Genomic DNA, 19,566 nt, shown 5'->3' with positions numbered 1-19,566 from the left:
GAGAGTAGGAGACCGCACGCTAGAGCAGTGGCTAGAATGGCTGGAGATCACGCTCGAGCAGCGCAGCGTCAATGATCTAGAGTCGCTGTTCTGCAGGATTAGCGCAGTTGTGCCTGGCGAGTTTGACGACGATTGACGCGCCACCTTCATCCCCGTCGTCCTTGCCCGCCCCGATCCCCCCGATATACCGTCCGCCGATGGAATCGATCTACCAATGGACAGATGACGACGACGAAGTCGCCTTTGACGCAATCACAGTCGGCATTGGCGGCCATACAGCCGTTCTCGAGGATCTTGGCCTGACTGTCCCTGACACCGTCGCATCCGTCTACTGGCCGGATTGGATCGCCCAAGGTGACAAGGTTCAAGCGGGGATGCAGGGCCCCTACCCCGTCCCTGCTGCTTTGGAATCGCCGACGTCCTGCGTAAGGTTTGGGCGTTTGAGCGCGTGGTGATCAGCCTGCGGGAGCGCTCGTTGTGGCAGGATGAGTGGGGCACACTGGCGGAGTTCCCCGGATATGAGTGAACCCAGAACGAGCTGAAACCAAGACCGAGGGCCCCTCGTTCCTGATGCACCTGTGTATGAGGTGGCCCTTGCTGGCATATTATCGAGGGCACGTCATCGTGCTGTTAAAACACAAGCTATTCACAGCTGAAATCACTGAGCGGGGCACGGCAGCCCCCTTCCCAACCAAAGTCTCAGCAACTGAGGAGGAAGGGGAGCAGGTTTGCCTAGAGCGCGCCAAAGCACTGGTCGATTTGTGCCTAGACCTGCCCACCTGATGGGTTTATCGCTGTGTGCGGCTACTTTGAAGAAAGAGATGACGGGCGCGGACATCCATGCCGCCTACAAGTCCGTGACCAGCTTACCTGTTCGCCCAGACTGCGGGGAAGCTACTCTTCGAAGGCAATCCTGCCGACGAACCGTGGTCTGTGCAGCGAGTGGTTCTCGTATGTTAGTTCATCGATTCCAAAGCCACTGACAAACGCTACGTGAGGAACGAAGCTCTCTACGAGGATTACGGAATCACCTTCAGCCATATCAGGGATGACGCTGTATGGGATGTCCCTGTCAGCTGCCGTTCCCCTGGTTTGCTGGGGCTTGCTCCAGTCCAGCACCAGCGCTCCTCCAGTCATGGAAATGCTGCTCACCCTGACCTTGCTATCCCCAGCCGCGTCTACAGTGTTTTCCAGCAAGTCTAGCATCTCTTCGATTAGGCGATCGTCAATTGCGCTCTGACGAGAGAGAATGTCTCCAATGGTGAACGTCGCCTTGTGGGCACGCTGCGCGGTGCGGAACAGGTCGAAAATGGTAATTGTGCCTAGGAACAATGCGAGCAGGATAGGCAGGATCAGGGCAAACTCAGTGGCCGCTACACCGTGATTGTCGCCCAAGAACCGAGGGATCATTACTTAGGATCCGGGTTCGTTAGCAAAGGCTGTTTTGCCGATGATGCGGTATGCGCCACTTTCATCCTTCGGCAGAGCCAGGCCCAAGCCCAAAAGTGGCGTTAACGGATCCACCACAAAGCAGGCTCTGACGAACACGGTTTGCGATCTTTGCCCAGCGTTGAACCGTACTGTTGGCTGAACCGTGCTGCTCCTGTTCACGCATCTCGCCTGATCGCTTGGGTAGCTTTCGCTGTTCAAGACCGGGATAAGTTCAAGGATCAGGTTCCTATTGCAATCCACCAAGATCATCGCAGCATCGCAAACTTCATCGCGAAGCGCCCCATGTGTCGGATTCTCCATGCTTCCGATGCGGAGCGAACGAACGGAGATATCAAGAGCGCGATCCAGCATGATGGTTTGCAGCATTGTCCAACCCGCCTCCATGGTGGCGAATATAACTGCGAACAGAAGGGGTGCAACGAGAGCGAACTCGACAGCGCTCGCCCCCATGGCGTCCCGGGCGAATGTTTTTAGCCGCAGTGGCAACCCTAACCCCGTCATTCCGTAAGGCGGACTTTTTGAATAGCGGTGGCGATAGATCTGAATGCCGCATCAATGTCGATACCGTTGACATCATAAAAATGGCTGATGCTCGACGCGCAGTTCTGCATCTCTGCCCGACCTTGGCTACTCACCTGAAACCCGATGGTGAAAACAATTACGCTGTTTGCTTTCGCCCGGTTGCAGACCGAATACATGCTGTCTCTAGCACTGTTCCTGTTTTGCGACGTGTAGTTGTCCTGTTCTTTCGCTCGTGGGAAGTCATAAACATTTGGCCGGCGCTGCTCGGTAATGTCACCATCTGTCATCAGAACGATGAACTTTATCGTGTTCGGGTCATCGAACCGGGCAGGACGGTTGGAGAACTCTGCCGGCACCATCCCGTGGGAAGCGGCGTACGCCATCAAAGGCTGAGCGGCGGGCTCTAACAGCAGCATGCCCCACTTAACGGCAATAGCAGTACCAGTTCCGTCATACATTATCAGAGAGTCGATACGGCTCTTGAGGTAGTTCGCGTCGTTGGTGATGTAGCTTATGGAGGTATCCTCCAGGGGACACCAGGGCCAGCCTAGCCCAGGGTAAGAAACACCCTGATGAGAATTAGTGAAGTGAGCAACCTGTGTGCGCTGGTTGAACGGGATAACGCCGGTTGCGTAGTCCCCCGCGGTGAACTCAACACAGGACGAATGGTTGTGCCGTCGCGGAGTGCCAAGTCCCCCGAACGCCATAGCTCCTGGGTTTACTGAACCTGCATAGGGGACGATGCTGACCGAAGTGTAGGCGGCACTTTCTTCGTTCAGAATAGTCTCAATGAACTGCTTAGCTGCGGGCTTTAAAAGGCGAATACGGGATGGCGAGCCGTTCCGCATGGACCCGGAGACATCTAGAACAAGGGAAATCTCGATGTTCTGCCGCTTTTCCACCGCTGTAGCCCTAGCGGTCACGTCTATGCTCTCTATGGTAATCAGGCGCAGAAACGCCGTTTCCATATTGTAGGTCGCGGTGACAGTTACCTCTCGGTGATTTGTTGAACTATCTGCATCAACCCGCACATCCACATCAGCAATAAACGGCAAGGACTTGAGGTACTCACCCACCGTAGCTTCGATCGGTTGGGTTTGACTGAGCGATGCCGCCGCAAGGACAGCGCGATCGACGCCATCCTGAAGTTGAACGCGATACGACTCGTGCCGCGCGACATCTGTTGCGCCGCCAGCGAGGACCAGCATGGGAATCAAGGAGAATGCTGTAAGGACAGCGACGTTTCCGTTGGTTGCTTGATTGAACTCTTGGATCAAGTTCTTGATTCGACGCACCTGCAGGCCCTCTCATGAGGGCGCTGCCCTATCGAAATCTAACAAATCACGGTTTACTGCGGGTTAACTCTGGTGTTGCTGGGCCTACCCTTAAGCATTCTACGCACAGCCGGATCGTTTGGCTCGCAATCGCGATCCAGATCGCGGATGCTGCTTTACCCATTTTGGAATCGTGCCGACTTACGCGGCGCCGAATAAAGCTCATCCAGCCACAACGGTGTTGTCTTCACCCCTGCCAGCCGCCTAACGGTTAGCATCCCCACATCGCTGTTGGTCGCGTGTCTCTCACGCGCCCGCCAGAAGTCGGCGCTCTGGCACTGCGGGCATCGGCCGCCGAACAGATCACGGACGAACGAGTTGGGGTGGTATATTTCCAGCAGGTCCGTTGCCAGATAGATGCGCGAGCGCCGGCACAGTTGGCAGCTGCACACGACGAACATGCCAGAGGCTGCCGCTTCGCCCAGGCGAGTTAGGTAGAACATGGATGATGGCGGGTTCTTGCCCATGGCGGTGCCGGGATCAGTGCCGCTCACCGAACCTCTTGCGCACCAGCTGCTTGGCCTGCAGCGCCTGGCGTACAGCATCGGTCCTTACGCGGAGCTTCCGTGCTCTCCGGATGCAGCTGCTTCAACGCCCTGGCTCAGGTCTGAATGCTTGGAACAATGGCAATGGACATGGGCCGACTCCGGCACTTCTCGGCTGCCGGAACGGGGTCGCGTACAATCAGCATCAAGCGCGTTTAAAACTGCGCTTGAGCCGTTAGGGGTACGAGCAAACGGCAGCTCTAACGATGTAGCTCCAACGATGTACTCAACGCAGCGAACGGGGGCTCCATTTGCCAACACGTATGACACTGGTCAGGGGCTTCCTCGAGCAGGCCTTAGTAGTCCTACCTTACAACGATCCAACTTCAGTTGAGCTGGAAGAAATGATCGAGCGCGCTATTGCGCTAACCTACACGTCCAGCATCGCACATCGCAATGTTGGCCAGAACGTTGTTGATTTCCAAGTCGCCGCTGAACGGCTTAGGCCCGCGTTGTAGTGGGGAGCCGGAGGCCAGACCGATGCTCCTGCAGCCCCTAAGGCTGGGCGGCACTGATGGTAGCGACTGCCCATCGTGGCCCTAGCTACACCCACCCACTTAGACCCCAACACCCCCGTTGGGGTCTTTACCCCACCCCATTGGAAGCGGCCGGCGGGAAGTGATGCTCCAGCGCGGACAAATGGGAGCAATTATGGAAGTAGATCATCGCGAGCTGATCTCGCGCTGCATCCGAGTCTCCTCTGGCAATGGCTACACTCGTCTGCCGAACGCTTCTCGAGAGCACGATATGTGCTGCAAAACGAGGTCGCTATGGCTGCTAGCTAGACTTGTGGCTTGATAATCGCACCTGATAGATGCGCGTCGGAGAAATCATGAACCCATCACCTGAAGTAACGAAACCAGCACTGTGGCAAAACAAGAACTTGGTGCGCGCTATAGAAGCGGCGGGTGTTGCGGTGGGGTCGTGGAACGTCGACACCGACGCTCTGACGATGGATGATATTGCCTATGACCTTTGGGGACTCAAGCCAAGCTCAGAGGTAACGTTCGAAGCCTTATCGACGCATATTCATCCAGCCGATCGCGACAGGGTTAGAGCTGCGTTCATGGCAACCCGAGCAATACTGGGGCCGTATGAGGTGGACTTCCGCATCATGCTAGGGGGAAGAGCTCCGCTGGATTTCTGCTCGCGGCAAGGGCGATGACGAAGGCATCGTCGAACGCGTCATGTTCGTATCTTTCTGGATGTCACCGGGCGAGAGAAGGCAGAGGAAGGCCGTGAACTTCTTGCGGGAGAAATGAGCCATAGGGTCAAGAACCTTCTCGCCATAGCCACGGGGTTAACAGCGATTACCTCCCGTTCCACCACGACCGTCAATGACATGGCGCGCGAGCTGACGCAGAGATTTACCGCCTTGGGCCGCGCCCATGATCTGGTTCGACCATTGCCGGGTCAGAATATGAATGCAGCAGCTCTGCTGGGGGACTTACTGACGGTTCTACTGGCACCTTACGACGACTTGGGCGCGTTCAGTGGACGCATACGCGTGTCAGTGCCCCGCATGATCGTTGGAGAAAACGCTACCACCACTTTGGCGCTCATCCTTCATGAGTTGGCGACGAACTCCTTGAAATACGGAGCACTCTCTACAACCACAGGCCTGGTGGATGTTTCATGCTCTGCACGAGATGAGGCAGTGACTTTGGTGTGGACTGAGCGCGGCGGTCCCCCGGTAGCCCAGCCAACTTCACCCCCCGGGGTATGGCACGAAGCTCGTCGCTCGTAGCATTTCAGGCGCGCTGCAGGGGTCCATTGACTACGATTGGGCCAGCGATGGCCTAATTGTTACCCTCCATATCAACCCTGTGCGTCTAGCTGCTTAGGCGAGTATGTTCTTACACAGGGTTGGAGGCATCTGCGCTTCCTCAGCAGCAGGCGAGGCGTAATCAGAGCCTGCCTCACGCTCGGTGAGTAGGCCGCCCCAGGCTGGCTGCCAAAGCCCCGTCTCGCCGGTGACGAATAGTTCCTGAATCGTACTTGTTCGCCATACGGATTGCAGCGGCAAAGGCCTCCTCCAGCGGTAAGCAGATGGCGAGGTCGCTTGCATACAGAGGTCGTGTAGCCACAGAACTTCTTGGAGCCGTTGCGGCGCCTCTGGGCGTCCCGTTCAATATCCTCAACAGGTGCAGGGTCACTGCAGCGCTTGGAGCTACCAACGCGTAGCGGAACTGACCACTGGAAGTCCCGGCAGACTGGCGGGTAAACATCTTGTATTGATCAAAGCTGGACACAGCTCTTCCCCCATTAAGGGGCAAGAGCAAATATGTTCTCCCGGCCGTCTGCGTCCGGAAACCGGCAGACGATACTGTTGTGTACCATCCTTATGCCCGCCGTGCTACCAGATGCACGCTGTTGAGCGGGCGAGTAAAAGCCGCGTAGCTTGCCTCAGCTACGCGGCGAATCTGGAACAGCGCTAGGAGGTTAGTGGCCGGTGGTCGTACGCGTGTTCGTAGTCTCATGACGGCGGCCGCGAAGCCCGAGAAGACCAGCAAGGCCGAGCAGGCCCAGCCAGCCCATGTCAAAGCCATCATCATCATTTTCGTCGACTTCCACAACAGCGGGCGCTGCAGGAGCTGGTGTGGTCTGAGCGAAGGCAGCTACTGAGCTGGCGGAAAGCAATGCCACAGTGAGAACAACTGCAAGGGGGCGAGTTTTGATCATGTTTAGCTCCTAGGTTAGCCGGACCTCGTCGGCCAGGAGCAATTCTAACTCACGGCCCTGTGAATCGTTGCCAGCTTCATGTGCATGTCTCTGCTGGCTTTGTTGCGGAACTCCGAAGGCGCCGCGCCGTTGAGCCGTGCAGATGAGAGTCTGCAAGTTCCAAGGACCTTTTTTGGCGGTGGCCCCGGCTCTAGGAAGGGCTGGGGTCGTCCTTACAAGCCGTCCCATTGAACCTCAGCATCCCACCGGGGCCAGGGCGGGCCCGGTGCAGTCGCACCGATGTCAGCGCATCAGTCTGCCACCTATTGCCGGCCAAGCTCCGTGCTCGCCTCCGCATAGATCCGACGAGCTGCCAGAACCAGATTGTTCGGCTCTAGGAATCGACAGTCGCAGAGGGTTCTGGTTTATTCAAGCGAGCCTAGCTTTCGACCTGCTGCCCACCTGATCAGGCGCAGTGCTGTTCATTATCAAGATGAGCCTATCCTTGATGATAGTCGTGCCTATCGACCGCTTGGTTTGAAGGCTGCATGGGGAGCGTAAGCCGGACCTTTAGGGGAACATGATGTCCGCGCCATACGTGACCGCACCGGTATCGGTTTTTGTCTTCGGCCACTACCATGTTCGCTCGTCCGGAAAGTTGGCCACTCCGCCGCTCCACCTGCTGCGGGTACTGATTGGCGGGGTGAGCTTGTATCGAGGGGGCGTATCCGTGATCTGATCTGGTCCGACAACGGCTCCGAGCGGGCCAACGCCGACATCCGCCAAAGTATGGGTCGCATTCGCAAGTTCCAGCAAGATCACAACTGCGAGTTGCCCTCGGCAGATACCCAAGCGGTCTGGCTCAACCCCGACCAGAACGTCTATATCGATCTGGCGGAGTTCATAGGTCTTATTGCCAATCCCAGCCCAACGGCGTGCGTGCGGATGTGCGAAAATTACCGCGGTGAGCTACTAGATTCGTCTGGCTCCGCGGGAAACGGGTTCGAGGAATGGCTTGCGTTCCAGCGCACCGCGTTGCTCCAGGACTTCAACAGGACGGTTTCAGCGGCACTGCAAAGCGGGACAGAACTCACCCCTGAGCAACGCCATTTTTGTGCCTCCCGTTTGCTACAGTTGGACGCCTGTCATGAAGGCGCCCACCGGGCTCAGACGTCTGACGCGGCTGCGAAGGGGCAGTTCTCGCGCGTTAAGCAGCTCTTCAACGCTTGCAGCAAGCAGCTGCACGAGGAACTGGGCGTTGGGCCGGACCACGAAACCGTCCGGCTTTATCAAGAACTGACCGGCAGGAGCCTTGAGGTCTAAGCTACTCCCTCGCGCCAGCTGGTCTTAACGGTATCCCAGTTGCACCGGAAGCCGCGCGTTGGCTTCGGGCCTTCGAATGGCACTTCTGACCAAGCCGCTGCGGCGACCTCATAGATAGCCTCTTCGGCATCAAGCCAGACCTCGATCTCGGCCACAGTATTTTCGAAGGCAGGGAGGATTGCGTACGTCATGCTGAGATGGAGCCTTTATTGGAGGGTGTTGATCGAGCGGCGGACTTGTGTGCCTTGCAGCGAGGCAACCAGTATAAGCCACCCTAGCGACTTCTGGTCTCAGGAACATTGATTGCTGAAGTAAGCGACTGCAATGGGGTTGGTTGCGGCCTATCAGCTATCATGGAGTAAGCGGCGATACCGCCAGAGGCAGCCGGTCACCATCCATCGCGCTTCGCGGCGCGCTCTTGTCAGCCGGGAGCAACTTGAAGTGCTCGACGAGCACGTCCAGGCATCGAGCAGCTCCTTTTCCAATCGCCGCCGTGCTTGCCCACCTTGCCCCATCTTGAGCCGCTCGGCGAGGCCGCGCACCGACTGCCCTTGGACAACAACCTGTTCCACTATGCTGGCAGCGTGGGCGCCCAATGCTCGGCGCGCCCCTTGAAGCTCAGCGCGTGCTGCATCCTGTGATGCTGAAACGTGATCCTGCCGGATGCCTGAGGTATCGGCCCGCAACTTCGCCTAGTCGGTCGCCTTCAGTGGGCCGATCTGGCTGGTCCCAAATAAGTTGCAATACTTAGCTGCCGCGAGAAACTGCGCTTCGCTCTTGCCCTTCACTCGGGCTAGGCCGCCGACCAGGATAACCTCATTTCGGATCACGCCAGTGCTTTGATCGTGCCGGTCTGCACCTCGCCACTTTCCACTGCGTCCGGCAGTTCCTGCGTGATCATCGGATTGGGCACCAGCGCTTCCGCGATGACCTTCTTGCCCTCGCCCTCGTCGACGATGGCGCGCAACTGATCGACGCGAAGCATGGCAGATTTAAACTTGGCTCGCTCCCGGGCCATGATGCCATGCCAAACGCGCAGCTGCACGATGCACTGCTCATAGGCTTCAGCATATACGCTTGAGACTGCGCGGGCTTGGGCCTCGGCATCGGGCAGTTCGGAGGCCGCTTGATCGTAGGTGAGCGGCTTACCCTTGCGGGGCTTAGACATGGAACGACCTCTCGGTTGGGAGAGGTCGGGCAGGCTGGTGTGACATTGGCACAATGAACCAGGATCGGGTTCACGTCAACCATCGCCGAACTTTGCTTCTGGGCAAACAGTGAGACCTGTTGAAGGCCAGTCGGGTTCATCCTAGAACTCTAAGGGAAGAGCTTTAGGGGCGGGTCTTCGATCTACTGCTGTGTCCCGGAGAGCTTCGGCCCCATGGCTTTACAGATTTTTCTTCATTCGTTGAAGTTGGTTTTTGGTCAATTGAGAAGCGCGCTGCGCCTGTCTGGCTGGCTGTACATCTTAATTGCGATCCTCACTGTGGTTGCCTTGTACTTTCAAGTTCAGGCAGAACAAGCAAACGGCGGCGAGCCTACGCTAACATGGCAATATCTCTTGCCAGCACTTGCCAGCTTTATACCGGTTATGTGGATCGCCGTGGCCTGGCATCGTTTCGTGCTGATTGACGAAGTTCCTCCAGCAGCTGTTCCTCCCCTGATGGGAGACCGCCTGCTGGCTTATTTTGGACGGACGCTGCAGACAGCATTGATCGTCGGCTTGTTAGCGGCGGCACTGGTGCTAATTACGATTTTTGTAGCAATAGTCACCAATGCTGTGCCGATAATAATAGGCTTAGGCATCGTGCTGGGCATCTTGACCGTTGCTGTCACGTACAGACTTGCCCCTCTTCTTCCAGGCGCCGCAATCGAAAAGCCAATCAATATTGGGGAGGCTTGGGCTGCCACCAGCGGCTCCACTGCCACCTTTGTAGGCCTGGCAGTCCTTTCCGCCATCGGAGTGATCTTGTTGGATTTACCGACCCTCGCATTCCGATACTGGCCGCTGGGCTCACTTGCGGTCTTGTTTTGGACGCTGGTGACGGGCTGGATAAAGCTGATGGTCGGCATCTCCATCTTGACCACAATCTACGGGGTCTACGTGGAGAAGCGACAGCTCTCTACTTCCACCTAGTCCGGCTACTTTCGCTTCTTTCTGGTTCGCTTGAACCACACTGAAGCCATCGCTTTCACCTTAGCCTGGCGATGGGTCGCAGCAAACGCACTGGCCTCCGCCTCGATCAATCCAGCATGGGCGCGGATGCTGTCGGTCAGCGCCTCTGGGTCCACCTCATCCTTGAACTCGGCATTGGTCATCAGTAGCTCAGCGGCCTTGATCTGGAGCGACTGCACCGGCCGCAGATCCGCCTTGGCCAGCACCTCCAGCACCTGGCGCGCCTTCATGGCGCCCCGCCGATCGATCAGCCCGCGTATAGCCGCCACGGAGACGGTTTCCCGCGGCCCGTATTGTCCATTCCGGCCAGGATAGCGCAGCACCTTGAGCCCTGCCCGATCACAGACCTGCTGCAAGGTCACAGCCTCCGGATCGCCCGCTGCCAGCTCGGCCCAGAACATCTCGAGCGGCGAGACGTTTTTGCGAGCGCCGTTCACATTGACGAAGGTCTCCGCCTCCGCCGCGGTACCGCTGGCGACAATGATCACCGCCGGCACCATGCTGACCTTGGGGTGGCGCTTGGCAGCCTCGATCCGGTGCTGCCCATCAATGGCGTGGTAGCGCCCGTCAGCGGCCGGCGCGACCACCACGGCGCCGAAACTGTCCCAAGTAAACCAGTCTAGGATCTTCTGCACCCGCCCTTCGTCCAAGCCTCGCTGGTATGTCGTATCGATGTCGATGAGGTTCTTGTCCAGCCAGTCGACGGCTGGCAGTTCGCCGGCATCCCGGTAGGTGGTCTCGCTCATGATGCGGTTCCGCTTGGATGAAATTCACCCCGCAACACGCGACGAACTTCATCGTCGACAAGGTCGTAGAGCATCTGGTCCTCAGCCGAGCTCGTCGCATTTTCGTTGTAGTTGGTGGCAACGACATTGCCGATGAACTCGGCTTGATCATCGGTCAAACGCCAGGAGGCTGTCTTCCCTGGCGCCAGTCAGTGCCCGGATCGCCTTATCGGCATTGTCGAGGAAATCGAGGCAGGCATGGGTTAGACCAGGTCGACATCTCTATCCGGCGCTCTTGCCCTTGCTCGCTGAGGTGGGAAGGCCACGACATTGGTGCCCTCGACGCTGTACTCCTTGAAGTACTGGCTGGCCGCTGCCTCAAGCGCATCGGCCACCATCTCCCCGCCCCATCCTTTGGCGCAGGCATCCACGACGATGGCAAAGTCACCGCTGCTCAGTTCCAGCATGGCATCGCTCAGGCTGTCGCGAGGGCCCAGATTGCCGTCACGCTCTATAAGCGTGAGGTTCTCCAAGACCGGCAGCAACCGTTCGCTCTCAGGGAGAGTAAGGCCCATTCGCTGCAGCCACGAGATGCGGTCTTCGTCCTCGTTCATAGAGTTTCTCCTGTGTCTGTCGTGAAGTGATCCACGTACCGCCGGGCCCAAAGACCGCGATCATGGGATGAGTGGTAGCGGTAGGTCTGCTGGTCGAACCAAAGTCCGATCTTTCCTTCAAAGTCGCCATGCCGCTGCTTGGCCACGTTCATGATCACGCCCGGCTTTTTCATTGAGCTCCGCCCGTTCCGCATCTGACTTGGCCTTCTGGACTTTGTCCTCGTGGTCCCTATTGCGCCAGAAGGTGAGGATGTTGGCAGCGTTGGACCCAATCTCGCTGGCACCCTTCACGTCCTCGATCTCGGGCGGTCCGCCACCCTTCTCTCCCTTGCGGGCGTGGGCAACGAGGTGGGTGTGCACGTTGTGCTGCACTGTCCAGTCGACGATGTGGTAGACCGCCTTTTCTTGCCCCGCGTAGTCGTCAGAGGCGATACCGAGGCGCAGCAGGCTGTCGATCACGAACATGTCGCAACCGTACTTGGCGCGGCCGTAGTCGAAGATTTCGAGCAGCGGCCCGACGCCGCTCTTGGCGACCTTCTCGTAGATCAGCAGGCCTTGGTCGAGGTAATCCATGATGCTGCGCAGGTACGGCAGCGGCGGGCGATCCACGTTGCCGGTCTGCTTGACGGTGCGCTTGAGGGTGCGCGCGGGTGGCATCTCAAGACTGGCGATGCAGACCTTGGCACCCTGCTTGATCCAGAACGGCACGCAATCACAGGTCACCTGCGACTTGCCTGCACCGGACGCGCCAGTCCACAAGGTGACGTCACCCGGGACAAACAACAGTTTCCCGTCAAGCTTGCCGTATGGCACCCCATAGCCCTGACGATCATCTGGCGCTGGCCAAAACAGCTAAGCCACCCGGTCGAAGTAATCCGACGGTCGCCGCAGCCGCTCGGGGTCAAGGTGGGCGGCATCATCCAACGCGCGCTGCATATCCGCTGCACTGACGCCTTGGACCAGGCAGGCGTTCGCGTCCTTGTGGGGGAGGGAAACACGCAGGCAGCGATGTCGCCCTAGCCGCCCCGCGATCTCTGTGGCCGCTTACTCGCCGGGGCCATCCATATCAAGGCTGAGATATATCCGATCAAACACCTGTAGCCGATCGAACTCGTTCTCAATCCAAGCCTGCTTCTCACCCTTCACCACCGAACGGCACTGACACCGCGCAATGACCATACCCCCCCAGCTCAGCGCATCGATCTCGCCTTCGGTAATGATAATTGCGCGAGCGTTCGGTGGCATGGCTTGCCAACCGAACAGGATCGGCCTGCAGCCCGCTGCCGTCGGCACGGGCTTTTCCCCATCCGCCGCCTTCCGTCCTTAGCCAACACCAGCACACCCTCTGGATCCAGAAACGGAAAGATGATGCGGTCGCTCGCTTCGCCGATCCTGTAGGAGCCAAGCACGTGGCCTGGGATGTTTCGGTCAGTAGTGAGGTAATCTAAACCCTTGGCGACCGGCGGCACGCACTTGGGCCGCTCGGGCAGCGTGTATGTCTTGGTCGGCTCCCGGAAGGCCTTTGGGTCAGACAAGCCCAGATAGTCCTTTACCTGGCGATACGCATCAGTCCGGGTGCCGCCTCTGACTGCCTGCCACAAGTCAACCAGATCGCCACCATGGCCCGTGGCAAAGTCTTTCCAAACGCCGGCCTTGGCTCCGATCAGGTGAACCTTCAGGCTGTCGCCTTTTTCGCCGGCCGTTGAGCCGTCGCACCATTCAACGCCTATCTTGCGCCCGCTGGGCAACAAGTGTTCAGCTACGGCTTGAGCTTGGCGGGCCAAGGCCGGGACACCTCGGTGATGTCAGCCATTAGCGAAGGCTCCCGTAGATTTCGGCTTCGCGGCGCGACCAGTCGTCACCACCCGCGTTGCCGCTCTGCAGGCGCTTGTGTTCGCGCTCCAGCCACTTTGATGCGGGGAAAAACCGATTCCTGTCCTTCGGTGGGGTTTCGGCGAAGGTAAAGAATAACACCGAGACCCCAGCAGGGGCAATTATCATGTGCTCGGTGCCAGCCGCTAAAATCAGCGCGCTCAGCGGAGAAATCGACAGGACCGGAGGCTTGTTGTCCAAAGCTCAAGCCGCGAAGCACCTTCCGATCTTCTCATGGGCCAGATCGAGATGAGGTTCGGGTACGGGAAGGGCAAGGTCGCCGCTGACGGGAAGCTCAGGACTTTCACCATCGGGGAAGATGGTGTCGAGACCTTGGACTGGCTTGCTACCGAAGTTTGGGTGGTCAGCAGATGCCTAGCTGAAATGCTCGGCAACCTGCAGGGTGAGTTCGTTGACCTGTCGAATGCCGCATACGACGCGGAACAGGCGGCGAAATGACCAGCACCACCGACACCACCACCCTGGACCAATACTGCCCTACCATCGATTTAGCCCAGACCAGCATGTGGGAAGCAATGAAGCTGGTCGACCTAATCACGGTCATCAGCACGCTAATCAACGCCGCCATTTTCCGGCGACGGACAAAACCATGCGGTCACGCACTACCTCGATGAATGGCAGGCGCTTTTCCGCCAGGCCACCATCAAGGCCGCGGACGAGCTGCGGAAGGCGCTGGCGGAGGTGAAGCCATGACAGCGCAAATAGTGGCTACAACCGGCATGGTGCTGGCGTGGGCGGGGGGCATACTCTTCGCGAGCTTTATCGACTATGGACACAAACCCTGGAAGTCGTGGTTCGTCTTGGCGCTCCTGCTCCCGATCATGCTGGCCGTTAATCTGGTGGTGGCAAATGGCTGATCTGGGCGAATTGATCGCGCGCACTACCCGGCTGGAATTATGGGCTTGGGGCACTGAGCCTCCTGCCCGGCTCCCATCACTCGAACGGTTGGCGCCGCAAATTGAAGTAGCCACCCTGCCGGCATCTTCACCGGTGGAACAGCCCGCGGGCGTCAGCCCTGACGTTTGGGAAAGGGCTCTGGTATGGCGAGATGAAGGTGCAGAGGACGGTGCTATTCTGATTGCTTTAGCAATCCAACAGGAGCGCGCCCGCGCCCAGTCCATCGCCATGCGCGAGCGCCGGAGGCACGGCGACGAAAGCAGCTGAGCGCTCGCGCCGGTACGGATCGCCCTTCAGATCGCTGAAGGGGAACGACCTTGAGACTGTCCTCGGTATCCGGGTGCGCTATTGCGGCGCTCAGCTGCGCGTCGCGGGTAACGGGGCTGCAGCCACGCAGTCTTTGCGCCCGAATTCACATGGCTGTGGTCGTTTCCAGCGTTCACCTGGACCTTCACCGCCATCAGGACAGCGATGGGGGCGCGAGGGTGACGCGCGAGCTCGCCATCACCAGGCGCCACGCGAAGACGCTTCTCAAGGCTGCGACCGAGGAAGGCGGGATAGTCGAGATTGTCACGAGCATCGGCACCGTCCGGCTGATCCGGCCACTTCACTTAAGGACAACGGCAATGACAGCGTTGACAATGAGGTCAAGGGCCACTTCTGATGCAAGCCATGCCTGCCCCCCGCAAACGCTATGTTCAGCGCGAGAAGAACCGACACGGCACCGTCGTCTGGTACTTCCGACGCAGCGACGGCCCGAGGGTGCGTCTGCCCGGCGAATACGAGAGCCGAGAGTGGTTGGCGGCATATGAGGCTCCGCTGGGGGGAAACAAGCCCGCTCCACCCACCAGCACAGGCACCTTTAAGTGGCGGGTTGAGCGGTACAAGAACAGTGCCAAGCTCGCGGGACTGGCCAACGAGACACAGACGTTTAGGGCGGCATCCTAGACCGTGTCGTCAAGACCGCTGGCGATATTAAGCCGTCGCAGATCACGCGCAAAATGATAGCGGAGGGTCGCGACCGTAGGCCCGAAACGCCGTTCGCCGCCATCAACTATCTCAAGGTCATGAGCCAAATCTTCGCCTGGGCCGTAGATGCCGGGATCATGACGGAAAACCCGGCCAAGGGATTGAGCGCCCCTCCCCCGCGACTGAAGGGCATCACACCTGGACCATCACCGAGGTGCAGAATACCAGGGGCGGCACCCTATTGGTACGCGGGCACGGCTTGCAATGGACCTGCTGCTCTATACGGGGCTGCGCCGCGGCGACGTCGTAATGCTGGGCCGCCAACACGTCCGGAACGGCATCATTTCATACCGGGCCACCAAGAACGGCGTAGAGGTGATTTTGCCAATGCTGCCGATCTTGAAGCAGACAATTGAGGCTAGCAAGACCGGAGACCTGACTTTCCTTGCTACCGAGCGCGGCACTCCGTGGAAGAAGGAGTCCTTCGGCGCCTGGTTTGCGGAGCAATGCAAAGCGGCCGGCGTACCAGGTCGGGCACACGGACTACGCAAAGCAGGAGCCACAATCGCTGCGGCGAACGGCGCTACCGACCAGCAACTGATGGCCATTTTCGGGTGGACCAACCCCGAGCAAGCAGCGGTTTATACCCGCAAGGCGAACCGCGCCGTCATGGCCGAAATGGGCGCTGGCACGATCAACCTGTCGCGCAAACCCTAGAACAGAAGTGAACATCTATCCCCGCACCTAGCGATCCGGTGCGGGGTTCAGCGCGAATACGCCTGCAAATCAACGCACTGTCTGTACCTTACGGTCCTGCCGGGATCGCCATACTCACCAGATTTTGCGAGCACACTACCCTGCAGAACTTGGCGCTCCGCGTCTTGACCTTTTTCAACAGCAAGTGAGCACGGGGAACTACGCTAGGTCGTTGGCATTGGTCTCAAACAGAGGAGATCCTAGAATGGCCATTTCGACAATCGACCGCATCCCTGACCCGCTCACCGACCGGTTTGATTTGGATGAACTGCCCCGCGTGGCGCCTTGGGTTTATGACGAGATCACGTCGATTGGCGTGAACGAGGTCAGGGACACGATTGCAGATATGGGCAAGGATCCAACCGAGTCTCTGCTCATGCGCACTTGGGTGGAAGCACTGACGCAGCACCGATCAAAGATTTGGCGGGCGCTGGCTCAGGCTTGACCGCTCCTAGCCTGGCCAAATCGGACCGAACCGGCGTCCAATTTCGGATCGCAATTCGGCTGAGCTGCTTTAGCGGAAAAATTCCACCATCCTGGAACGTTAGGGGCTCGTTTAGGTTAACAGGCCATGCTGAGTTACGGCTGCAAGGCCTGCGTGAGGAGTGTCCCCGGAATGTCAGAATTGTATGTGTGCGCCACTCTGGCGATTGCCGCTTACTCGACCTGGCTGTTTTTTGAGCTTACCGGCGACCGATCCGACCAGCAGTAACACGGAACTGCCGGTGCCGCTGACAGGCGAGCGTGCGGACGAATTCATCAAGCCGTTCACGCGGTGCATGGCTAGGCCGGTGCTGATCTCATCTTCGGGGATGAGATCGGCTTCAGCGGGCTTGGCCAGTCCAACTGCTGCTCAGTCCAGTGCAGGGTTCGGTTGAATCCCCTCGGATCAGCATTCTCGCTTTAGCGCACGGCCTTGCCGGGATCGCCACGCGCCGCAACTTCGGTGCTCATGGTAAGGGCCAGGAGGGGGTGGTGTCCCCTCCCCGCACAATCGCGAAACAGCGCCGCCGCTACTTCTCGATAACAAGGCCCGCAAGGGCATCGAGGTTGTCGGGCAGCGGGGTGGTGCCGGGCTGCACGCCGTTTTTAGACAGAATATAGGCCGTCAGTTCGGCATAGGTCTTGTCGCTCAGGCGACCCGGGCGGTCGGGCGGCATGGCCGTCTTGATGAAGCCAAACAGACCATCGGCGGTGAAACCGAAATAGGTGCCTTCGAAATTGCTGCCGCGCAGGGGCGGACCGCCAAACTCGCCATCGTCGAGATTGGCACCATGGCAATCCAGACAGCTCTTTTGATATTCCGCGCGTCCAGCATCGGCCTGGGCGGCAGTGAAGCTTGCCTTGGGCAGGTCTTCCTGGGCGTTGGCCAGTGTTCCAGACAAGGCGAGTCCGGCCATTGCCGCCGAGATGGCGAAGGTACGAAGCAGCATCGAAATTCTCCTCAGAACGTCACAGGCTAGTTGCCGGGCTTGGTTACCCGGTCTGGGCAAACTCAAGCGTGAAGCAATCGGCTGCGCAGGACAACAAGTTTATTTGTGACGCGACGCGGGTTTACTGCCAGGCCTAGGAGTCGCAGGTGAGCTTCATACTTTAGTTGAATGCGACGCCGGGTGGACTTGCTGCGGCACGCCGCCGCAGCCGCCGACGAGCACGGCCCATGGCCCGGCACAGAGGGGTTTGCGCCCGAATCACCCCCGTCGATATTGCCGTCCGCGCCCCGACGGAATGGCGATCACGCTTAGCCTGACCAAGGTTGACGGCTCCAAGTAACGGGGCGCATGATCGGTGTAACGCTGCCAAGCCATTGCGTCGCGAGGGCACAAAGCCCGTGACGAAAATCGGGCTTTCAGCGTCTACGGAGGAAATACTCAAATGCAAAAGCGGTTACTGCTCGCCTCATCAGCGCTCGCGAGCTCATTGCTTGTTCTTGCCTTGGGCATTGTTTATGCCCAGGAAACGCCGTCCCGACTCGATAGCTACACCCCGGTGACCGACGAAACGTTGTTGAACCCCGCCGATGGCGACTGGCTGCATTGGCGCCGCACCTATGACGGCTGGGGCTATAGCCCACTCGAGCAGATCAACAAGGACAATGTCGGCAACCTCACCGTGGCGTGGACCTGGTCGCTGACCCCGGGCGCGACCGAAACCACGCCGATCGTTCACGACGGCATTCTTTACGTGCACAACAACCTCGACAAGGTCCAGGCGCTCGACGGCGCTACCGGTGACCTGCTCTGGGAATATGTGCGCGATCTGCCTGAGGACGTTGTCGCGGCCGGCACCGGCAACACGGCCACCAAGCGCAACATGTCGATCTACGAGGACAAGATCATCCTCGCGACATCGGACACTCATATCATCGCGCTCGACGCCAAGACCGGCCAGGTCGTGTGGGACGTGCAGCCTGCGGACTGGAACAAGGGCTGGCGCTATTCAGCTGGTCCGCTGATTGCCGACGGCGTGGTGATCCAGGGGATGACCGGTTGCGGCAATGCCCAGCCTGGCGGTTGCTTCATCACCGGACACGACCCCTCAACGGGCGAAGAGAAGTGGCGCTTCTACACCATCGCTCGCGATGGCGAGGCCGACAAAACCTGGAACGGCATACCGCTCGAAAGCCGCTTTGGCGCATCGGTGTGGCTGGCCGGGACGTATGATCCGGAAACCAAGACCGTGTTCAGCGGCGTGGGCCAGCCTTATCCCTGGATCGCCGAGATGAGCGGCCTGCTGCCGGCATCCGAGGAAGAAGGCGTCACCAATGACGCGCTTTACAGCGACTCGACCCTTGCCCTCGATCCGCAGACGGGCGCGCTCAAGTGGCACCACCAGTATCTCAAGAACGACACCTGGGATCTGGACTATATCTATGAGCGCATCCTGATCGATCTTCCCCATGATGGTACCGATCGCAAGCAGGTCGTGACAGCCGGTAAGCTCGGCATCATCGAATCGCTGGACCGCGAGTCGGGTGAATGGCTCTGGGCCAAGGAAACCGTGCCGCAGAACGTGGTCGCTTCCATCGACCAGGAAACCGGCGAAAAGACCATCAACCCTGATTCCATCCCGAAGATCGGCGAAACCACGCTCAACTGCCCGGCTGACCCCGGCGGCCGCGCTTGGCCAGCAACGGCTTACAGCCCGCGCACGCAGATGCTTTATCTGCCGCTCAACGAGTACTGCTCGAACACCACGCCCCAGCCGCTTGACGCCGGCCAGATCTATACCGGTGGTGGTCGTGCGACCTTCTCGCGTATTCCGGTCGACGGCAGCGACGGCAATATCGGCCGCGTGGATGCCGTAAGCATGGTTGACCAGGAAACCGCTTGGTCGCATCGCCAGCGCGCACCGATCGTCTCGGCCGTGCTGCCCACAGCAGGCGGCGTCGTGTTCGCCGGTGACTGGAACCGCTGGTTCTATGCGTTCGACGACGAGTCGGGCGACGTGCTCTGGAAGATGCGCACCAACAACGCGATCAACTCCTTCCCCGTCAGCTACGAAGCCGATGGCAAGCAGTATGTCGCGGTTGCCGTGGGTAACGGTTCGAGCATGGCGCGCTCGGTAGCGACGCTGACGCCCGAACTGGTCGTGCCGACCGCTGGCTCGGTGCTCTGGGTGTTCGCCCTGCCTGGCGACGCAGCAGGTGCTGCCGACACGCAAGCTGCCGCAAACTAGGCAGTTGGACGCGGGCGCTTC

21 protein-coding genes and 1 pseudogene are annotated in these 19,566 nt (G+C 59.1%); 9 read left to right on the top strand and 13 right to left on the bottom strand.

What is annotated here, in order from left to right; translation table 11 throughout:
- Positions 1-894: 894 nt before the first annotated feature.
- From AC3YMN_RS14055 to AC3YMN_RS14040, 4 genes are all read right to left on the bottom strand, one after another.
- Positions 895-1,410, bottom strand: a complete 516-nt coding sequence (locus tag AC3YMN_RS14055; protein WP_489890465.1) for a TadE/TadG family type IV pilus assembly protein — start codon at positions 1,408-1,410, stop codon at positions 895-897.
- Between the two features lie 3 nt (positions 1,411-1,413).
- Positions 1,414-1,902, bottom strand: a complete 489-nt coding sequence (locus AC3YMN_RS14050) for a TadE family protein (RefSeq protein WP_489890546.1) — start codon at positions 1,900-1,902, stop codon at positions 1,414-1,416.
- Between the two features lie 47 nt (positions 1,903-1,949).
- Positions 1,950-3,251, bottom strand: a complete 1,302-nt coding sequence (locus AC3YMN_RS14045) for a pilus assembly protein TadG-related protein (protein ID WP_489890464.1) — start codon at positions 3,249-3,251, stop codon at positions 1,950-1,952.
- Between the two features lie 173 nt (positions 3,252-3,424).
- The gene (locus tag AC3YMN_RS14040) at positions 3,425-3,802 is read right to left on the bottom strand and encodes a hypothetical protein (RefSeq protein ID WP_489890463.1); all 378 of its coding nucleotides are present in this window, start codon (positions 3,800-3,802) and stop codon (positions 3,425-3,427) included.
- Between the two features lie 883 nt (positions 3,803-4,685).
- Between AC3YMN_RS14040 and AC3YMN_RS14035 the strand changes: the two are divergent.
- Positions 4,686-5,697: pseudogene (locus AC3YMN_RS14035) on the top strand (sensor histidine kinase).
- A gap of 598 nt (positions 5,698-6,295) precedes the next feature.
- Here the strand turns inward: AC3YMN_RS14035 and AC3YMN_RS14030 are convergent.
- Positions 6,296-6,535, bottom strand: coding sequence for a WGxxGxxG family protein (locus AC3YMN_RS14030; protein ID WP_489890462.1), 240 nt, complete (start codon positions 6,533-6,535; stop codon positions 6,296-6,298).
- A gap of 768 nt (positions 6,536-7,303) precedes the next feature.
- Here AC3YMN_RS14030 and AC3YMN_RS14025 point away from each other — a divergent pair.
- A complete protein-coding gene (locus tag AC3YMN_RS14025) occupies positions 7,304-7,837 on the top strand; it encodes a bacterial transcriptional activator domain-containing protein (RefSeq protein ID WP_489890461.1) in 534 nt (177 codons plus the stop codon).
- 826 nt (positions 7,838-8,663) lie between these two features.
- Here the strand turns inward: AC3YMN_RS14025 and AC3YMN_RS14020 are convergent.
- The gene (locus tag AC3YMN_RS14020; RefSeq protein WP_489890460.1) at positions 8,664-9,005 is read right to left on the bottom strand and encodes a hypothetical protein; all 342 of its coding nucleotides are present in this window, start codon (positions 9,003-9,005) and stop codon (positions 8,664-8,666) included.
- A gap of 213 nt (positions 9,006-9,218) precedes the next feature.
- Between AC3YMN_RS14020 and AC3YMN_RS14015 the strand changes: the two genes are divergently transcribed.
- Complete coding sequence (locus AC3YMN_RS14015; RefSeq protein WP_489890459.1) at positions 9,219-9,974, top strand: hypothetical protein; 756 nt, start codon at positions 9,219-9,221, stop codon at positions 9,972-9,974.
- A gap of 5 nt (positions 9,975-9,979) precedes the next feature.
- Here the strand turns inward: AC3YMN_RS14015 and AC3YMN_RS14010 are convergent, their stop codons facing one another.
- From AC3YMN_RS14010 to AC3YMN_RS13985, 6 genes are all read right to left on the bottom strand, one after another.
- Entirely contained in the window at positions 9,980-10,759 is a 780-nt protein-coding gene (locus AC3YMN_RS14010) for a DUF6551 family protein (RefSeq protein ID WP_489890458.1), read from the bottom strand.
- A complete protein-coding gene (locus AC3YMN_RS14005) occupies positions 10,756-10,917 on the bottom strand; it encodes a hypothetical protein (protein WP_489890457.1) in 162 nt (53 codons plus the stop codon). Before AC3YMN_RS14005 ends, AC3YMN_RS14010 begins: the two co-directional genes overlap by 4 nt.
- An 84-nt stretch (positions 10,918-11,001) precedes the next feature.
- Positions 11,002-11,352, bottom strand: coding sequence for a hypothetical protein (locus AC3YMN_RS14000; protein ID WP_489890456.1), 351 nt, complete (start codon positions 11,350-11,352; stop codon positions 11,002-11,004).
- 117 nt (positions 11,353-11,469) lie between these two features.
- On the bottom strand, positions 11,470-12,165 hold the full coding sequence (locus AC3YMN_RS13995) for an AAA family ATPase (RefSeq protein ID WP_489890455.1): 696 nt from the start codon (positions 12,163-12,165) through the stop codon (positions 11,470-11,472).
- A 377-nt stretch (positions 12,166-12,542) separates the two neighbouring features.
- Positions 12,543-13,136, bottom strand: coding sequence for a hypothetical protein (locus AC3YMN_RS13990; protein WP_489890454.1), 594 nt, complete (start codon positions 13,134-13,136; stop codon positions 12,543-12,545).
- Between the two features lie 28 nt (positions 13,137-13,164).
- Positions 13,165-13,425, bottom strand: coding sequence for a hypothetical protein (locus AC3YMN_RS13985; RefSeq protein ID WP_489890453.1), 261 nt, complete (start codon positions 13,423-13,425; stop codon positions 13,165-13,167).
- A 33-nt stretch (positions 13,426-13,458) separates the two neighbouring features.
- Between AC3YMN_RS13985 and AC3YMN_RS13980 the strand changes: the two genes are divergently transcribed.
- The 5 genes from AC3YMN_RS13980 to AC3YMN_RS13960 all read left to right on the top strand — a co-directional run bounded on the left by AC3YMN_RS13980 (position 13,459) and on the right by AC3YMN_RS13960 (position 16,312).
- The gene (locus AC3YMN_RS13980; RefSeq protein WP_489890452.1) at positions 13,459-13,683 is read left to right on the top strand and encodes a hypothetical protein; all 225 of its coding nucleotides are present in this window, start codon (positions 13,459-13,461) and stop codon (positions 13,681-13,683) included.
- Between the two features lie 251 nt (positions 13,684-13,934).
- Positions 13,935-14,102: a hypothetical protein gene (locus AC3YMN_RS13975; RefSeq protein ID WP_489890451.1), complete on the top strand. Its 168-nt coding sequence runs from the start codon at positions 13,935-13,937 to the stop codon at positions 14,100-14,102.
- Positions 14,095-14,409: a hypothetical protein gene (locus AC3YMN_RS13970; RefSeq protein ID WP_489890450.1), complete on the top strand. Its 315-nt coding sequence runs from the start codon at positions 14,095-14,097 to the stop codon at positions 14,407-14,409. Before AC3YMN_RS13975 ends, AC3YMN_RS13970 begins: the two co-directional genes overlap by 8 nt.
- Before the next feature lie 900 nt (positions 14,410-15,309).
- Positions 15,310-15,828, top strand: a complete 519-nt coding sequence (locus tag AC3YMN_RS13965) for a tyrosine-type recombinase/integrase (protein WP_489890545.1) — start codon at positions 15,310-15,312, stop codon at positions 15,826-15,828.
- Between the two features lie 244 nt (positions 15,829-16,072).
- On the top strand, positions 16,073-16,312 hold the full coding sequence (locus tag AC3YMN_RS13960; RefSeq protein WP_489890449.1) for a hypothetical protein: 240 nt from the start codon (positions 16,073-16,075) through the stop codon (positions 16,310-16,312).
- A 568-nt stretch (positions 16,313-16,880) separates the two neighbouring features.
- On the opposite strand, the gene AC3YMN_RS13955 is transcribed toward AC3YMN_RS13960, so the two are convergent.
- Positions 16,881-17,300 (bottom strand): c-type cytochrome, encoded by a 420-nt coding sequence (locus AC3YMN_RS13955; RefSeq protein ID WP_127752570.1) that lies wholly within the window; start codon positions 17,298-17,300, stop codon positions 16,881-16,883.
- Positions 17,301-17,742: 442 nt separating this feature from the next.
- Here AC3YMN_RS13955 and AC3YMN_RS13950 point away from each other — a divergent pair, with 442 nt between their 5' ends.
- On the top strand, positions 17,743-19,545 hold the full coding sequence (locus AC3YMN_RS13950; RefSeq protein WP_489890448.1) for a pyrroloquinoline quinone-dependent dehydrogenase: 1,803 nt from the start codon (positions 17,743-17,745) through the stop codon (positions 19,543-19,545).
- Positions 19,546-19,566: the final 21 nt, after the last annotated feature.

Source organism: Devosia sp. Z11_6, assembly GCF_058133665.1.
The sequence above is the reverse complement of the archived record's forward strand: the minus strand, read 5'-3'. Positions and strand labels throughout refer to the sequence as shown.

Bases quoted from the DNA above. Each gene is read 5' to 3' on its own strand.
- AC3YMN_RS14055 (WP_489890465.1), bottom strand. From the start codon at position 1,410: ATGATCCCTCGGTTCTTGGGCGACAATCACGGTGTAGCGGCCACTGAG.
- AC3YMN_RS14050 (WP_489890546.1), bottom strand. From the start codon at position 1,902: ATGGGGGCGAGCGCTGTCGAGTTCGCTCTCGTTGCACCCCTTCTGTTC.
- AC3YMN_RS14030 (WP_489890462.1), bottom strand. From the start codon at position 6,535: ATGATCAAAACTCGCCCCCTTGCAGTTGTTCTCACTGTGGCATTGCTT.
- AC3YMN_RS14025 (WP_489890461.1), top strand. From the start codon at position 7,304: ATGGGTCGCATTCGCAAGTTCCAGCAAGATCACAACTGCGAGTTGCCC.
- AC3YMN_RS14020 (WP_489890460.1), bottom strand. From the start codon at position 9,005: ATGTCTAAGCCCCGCAAGGGTAAGCCGCTCACCTACGATCAAGCGGCC.
- AC3YMN_RS14015 (WP_489890459.1), top strand. From the start codon at position 9,219: ATGGCTTTACAGATTTTTCTTCATTCGTTGAAGTTGGTTTTTGGTCAA.
- AC3YMN_RS14010 (WP_489890458.1), bottom strand. From the start codon at position 10,759: ATGAGCGAGACCACCTACCGGGATGCCGGCGAACTGCCAGCCGTCGAC.
- AC3YMN_RS14000 (WP_489890456.1), bottom strand. From the start codon at position 11,352: ATGAACGAGGACGAAGACCGCATCTCGTGGCTGCAGCGAATGGGCCTT.
- AC3YMN_RS13980 (WP_489890452.1), top strand. From the start codon at position 13,459: ATGGGCCAGATCGAGATGAGGTTCGGGTACGGGAAGGGCAAGGTCGCC.
- AC3YMN_RS13975 (WP_489890451.1), top strand. From the start codon at position 13,935: ATGACAGCGCAAATAGTGGCTACAACCGGCATGGTGCTGGCGTGGGCG.
- AC3YMN_RS13970 (WP_489890450.1), top strand. From the start codon at position 14,095: ATGGCTGATCTGGGCGAATTGATCGCGCGCACTACCCGGCTGGAATTA.
- AC3YMN_RS13960 (WP_489890449.1), top strand. From the start codon at position 16,073: ATGGCCATTTCGACAATCGACCGCATCCCTGACCCGCTCACCGACCGG.
- AC3YMN_RS13955 (WP_127752570.1), bottom strand. From the start codon at position 17,300: ATGCTGCTTCGTACCTTCGCCATCTCGGCGGCAATGGCCGGACTCGCC.
- AC3YMN_RS13950 (WP_489890448.1), top strand. From the start codon at position 17,743: ATGCAAAAGCGGTTACTGCTCGCCTCATCAGCGCTCGCGAGCTCATTG.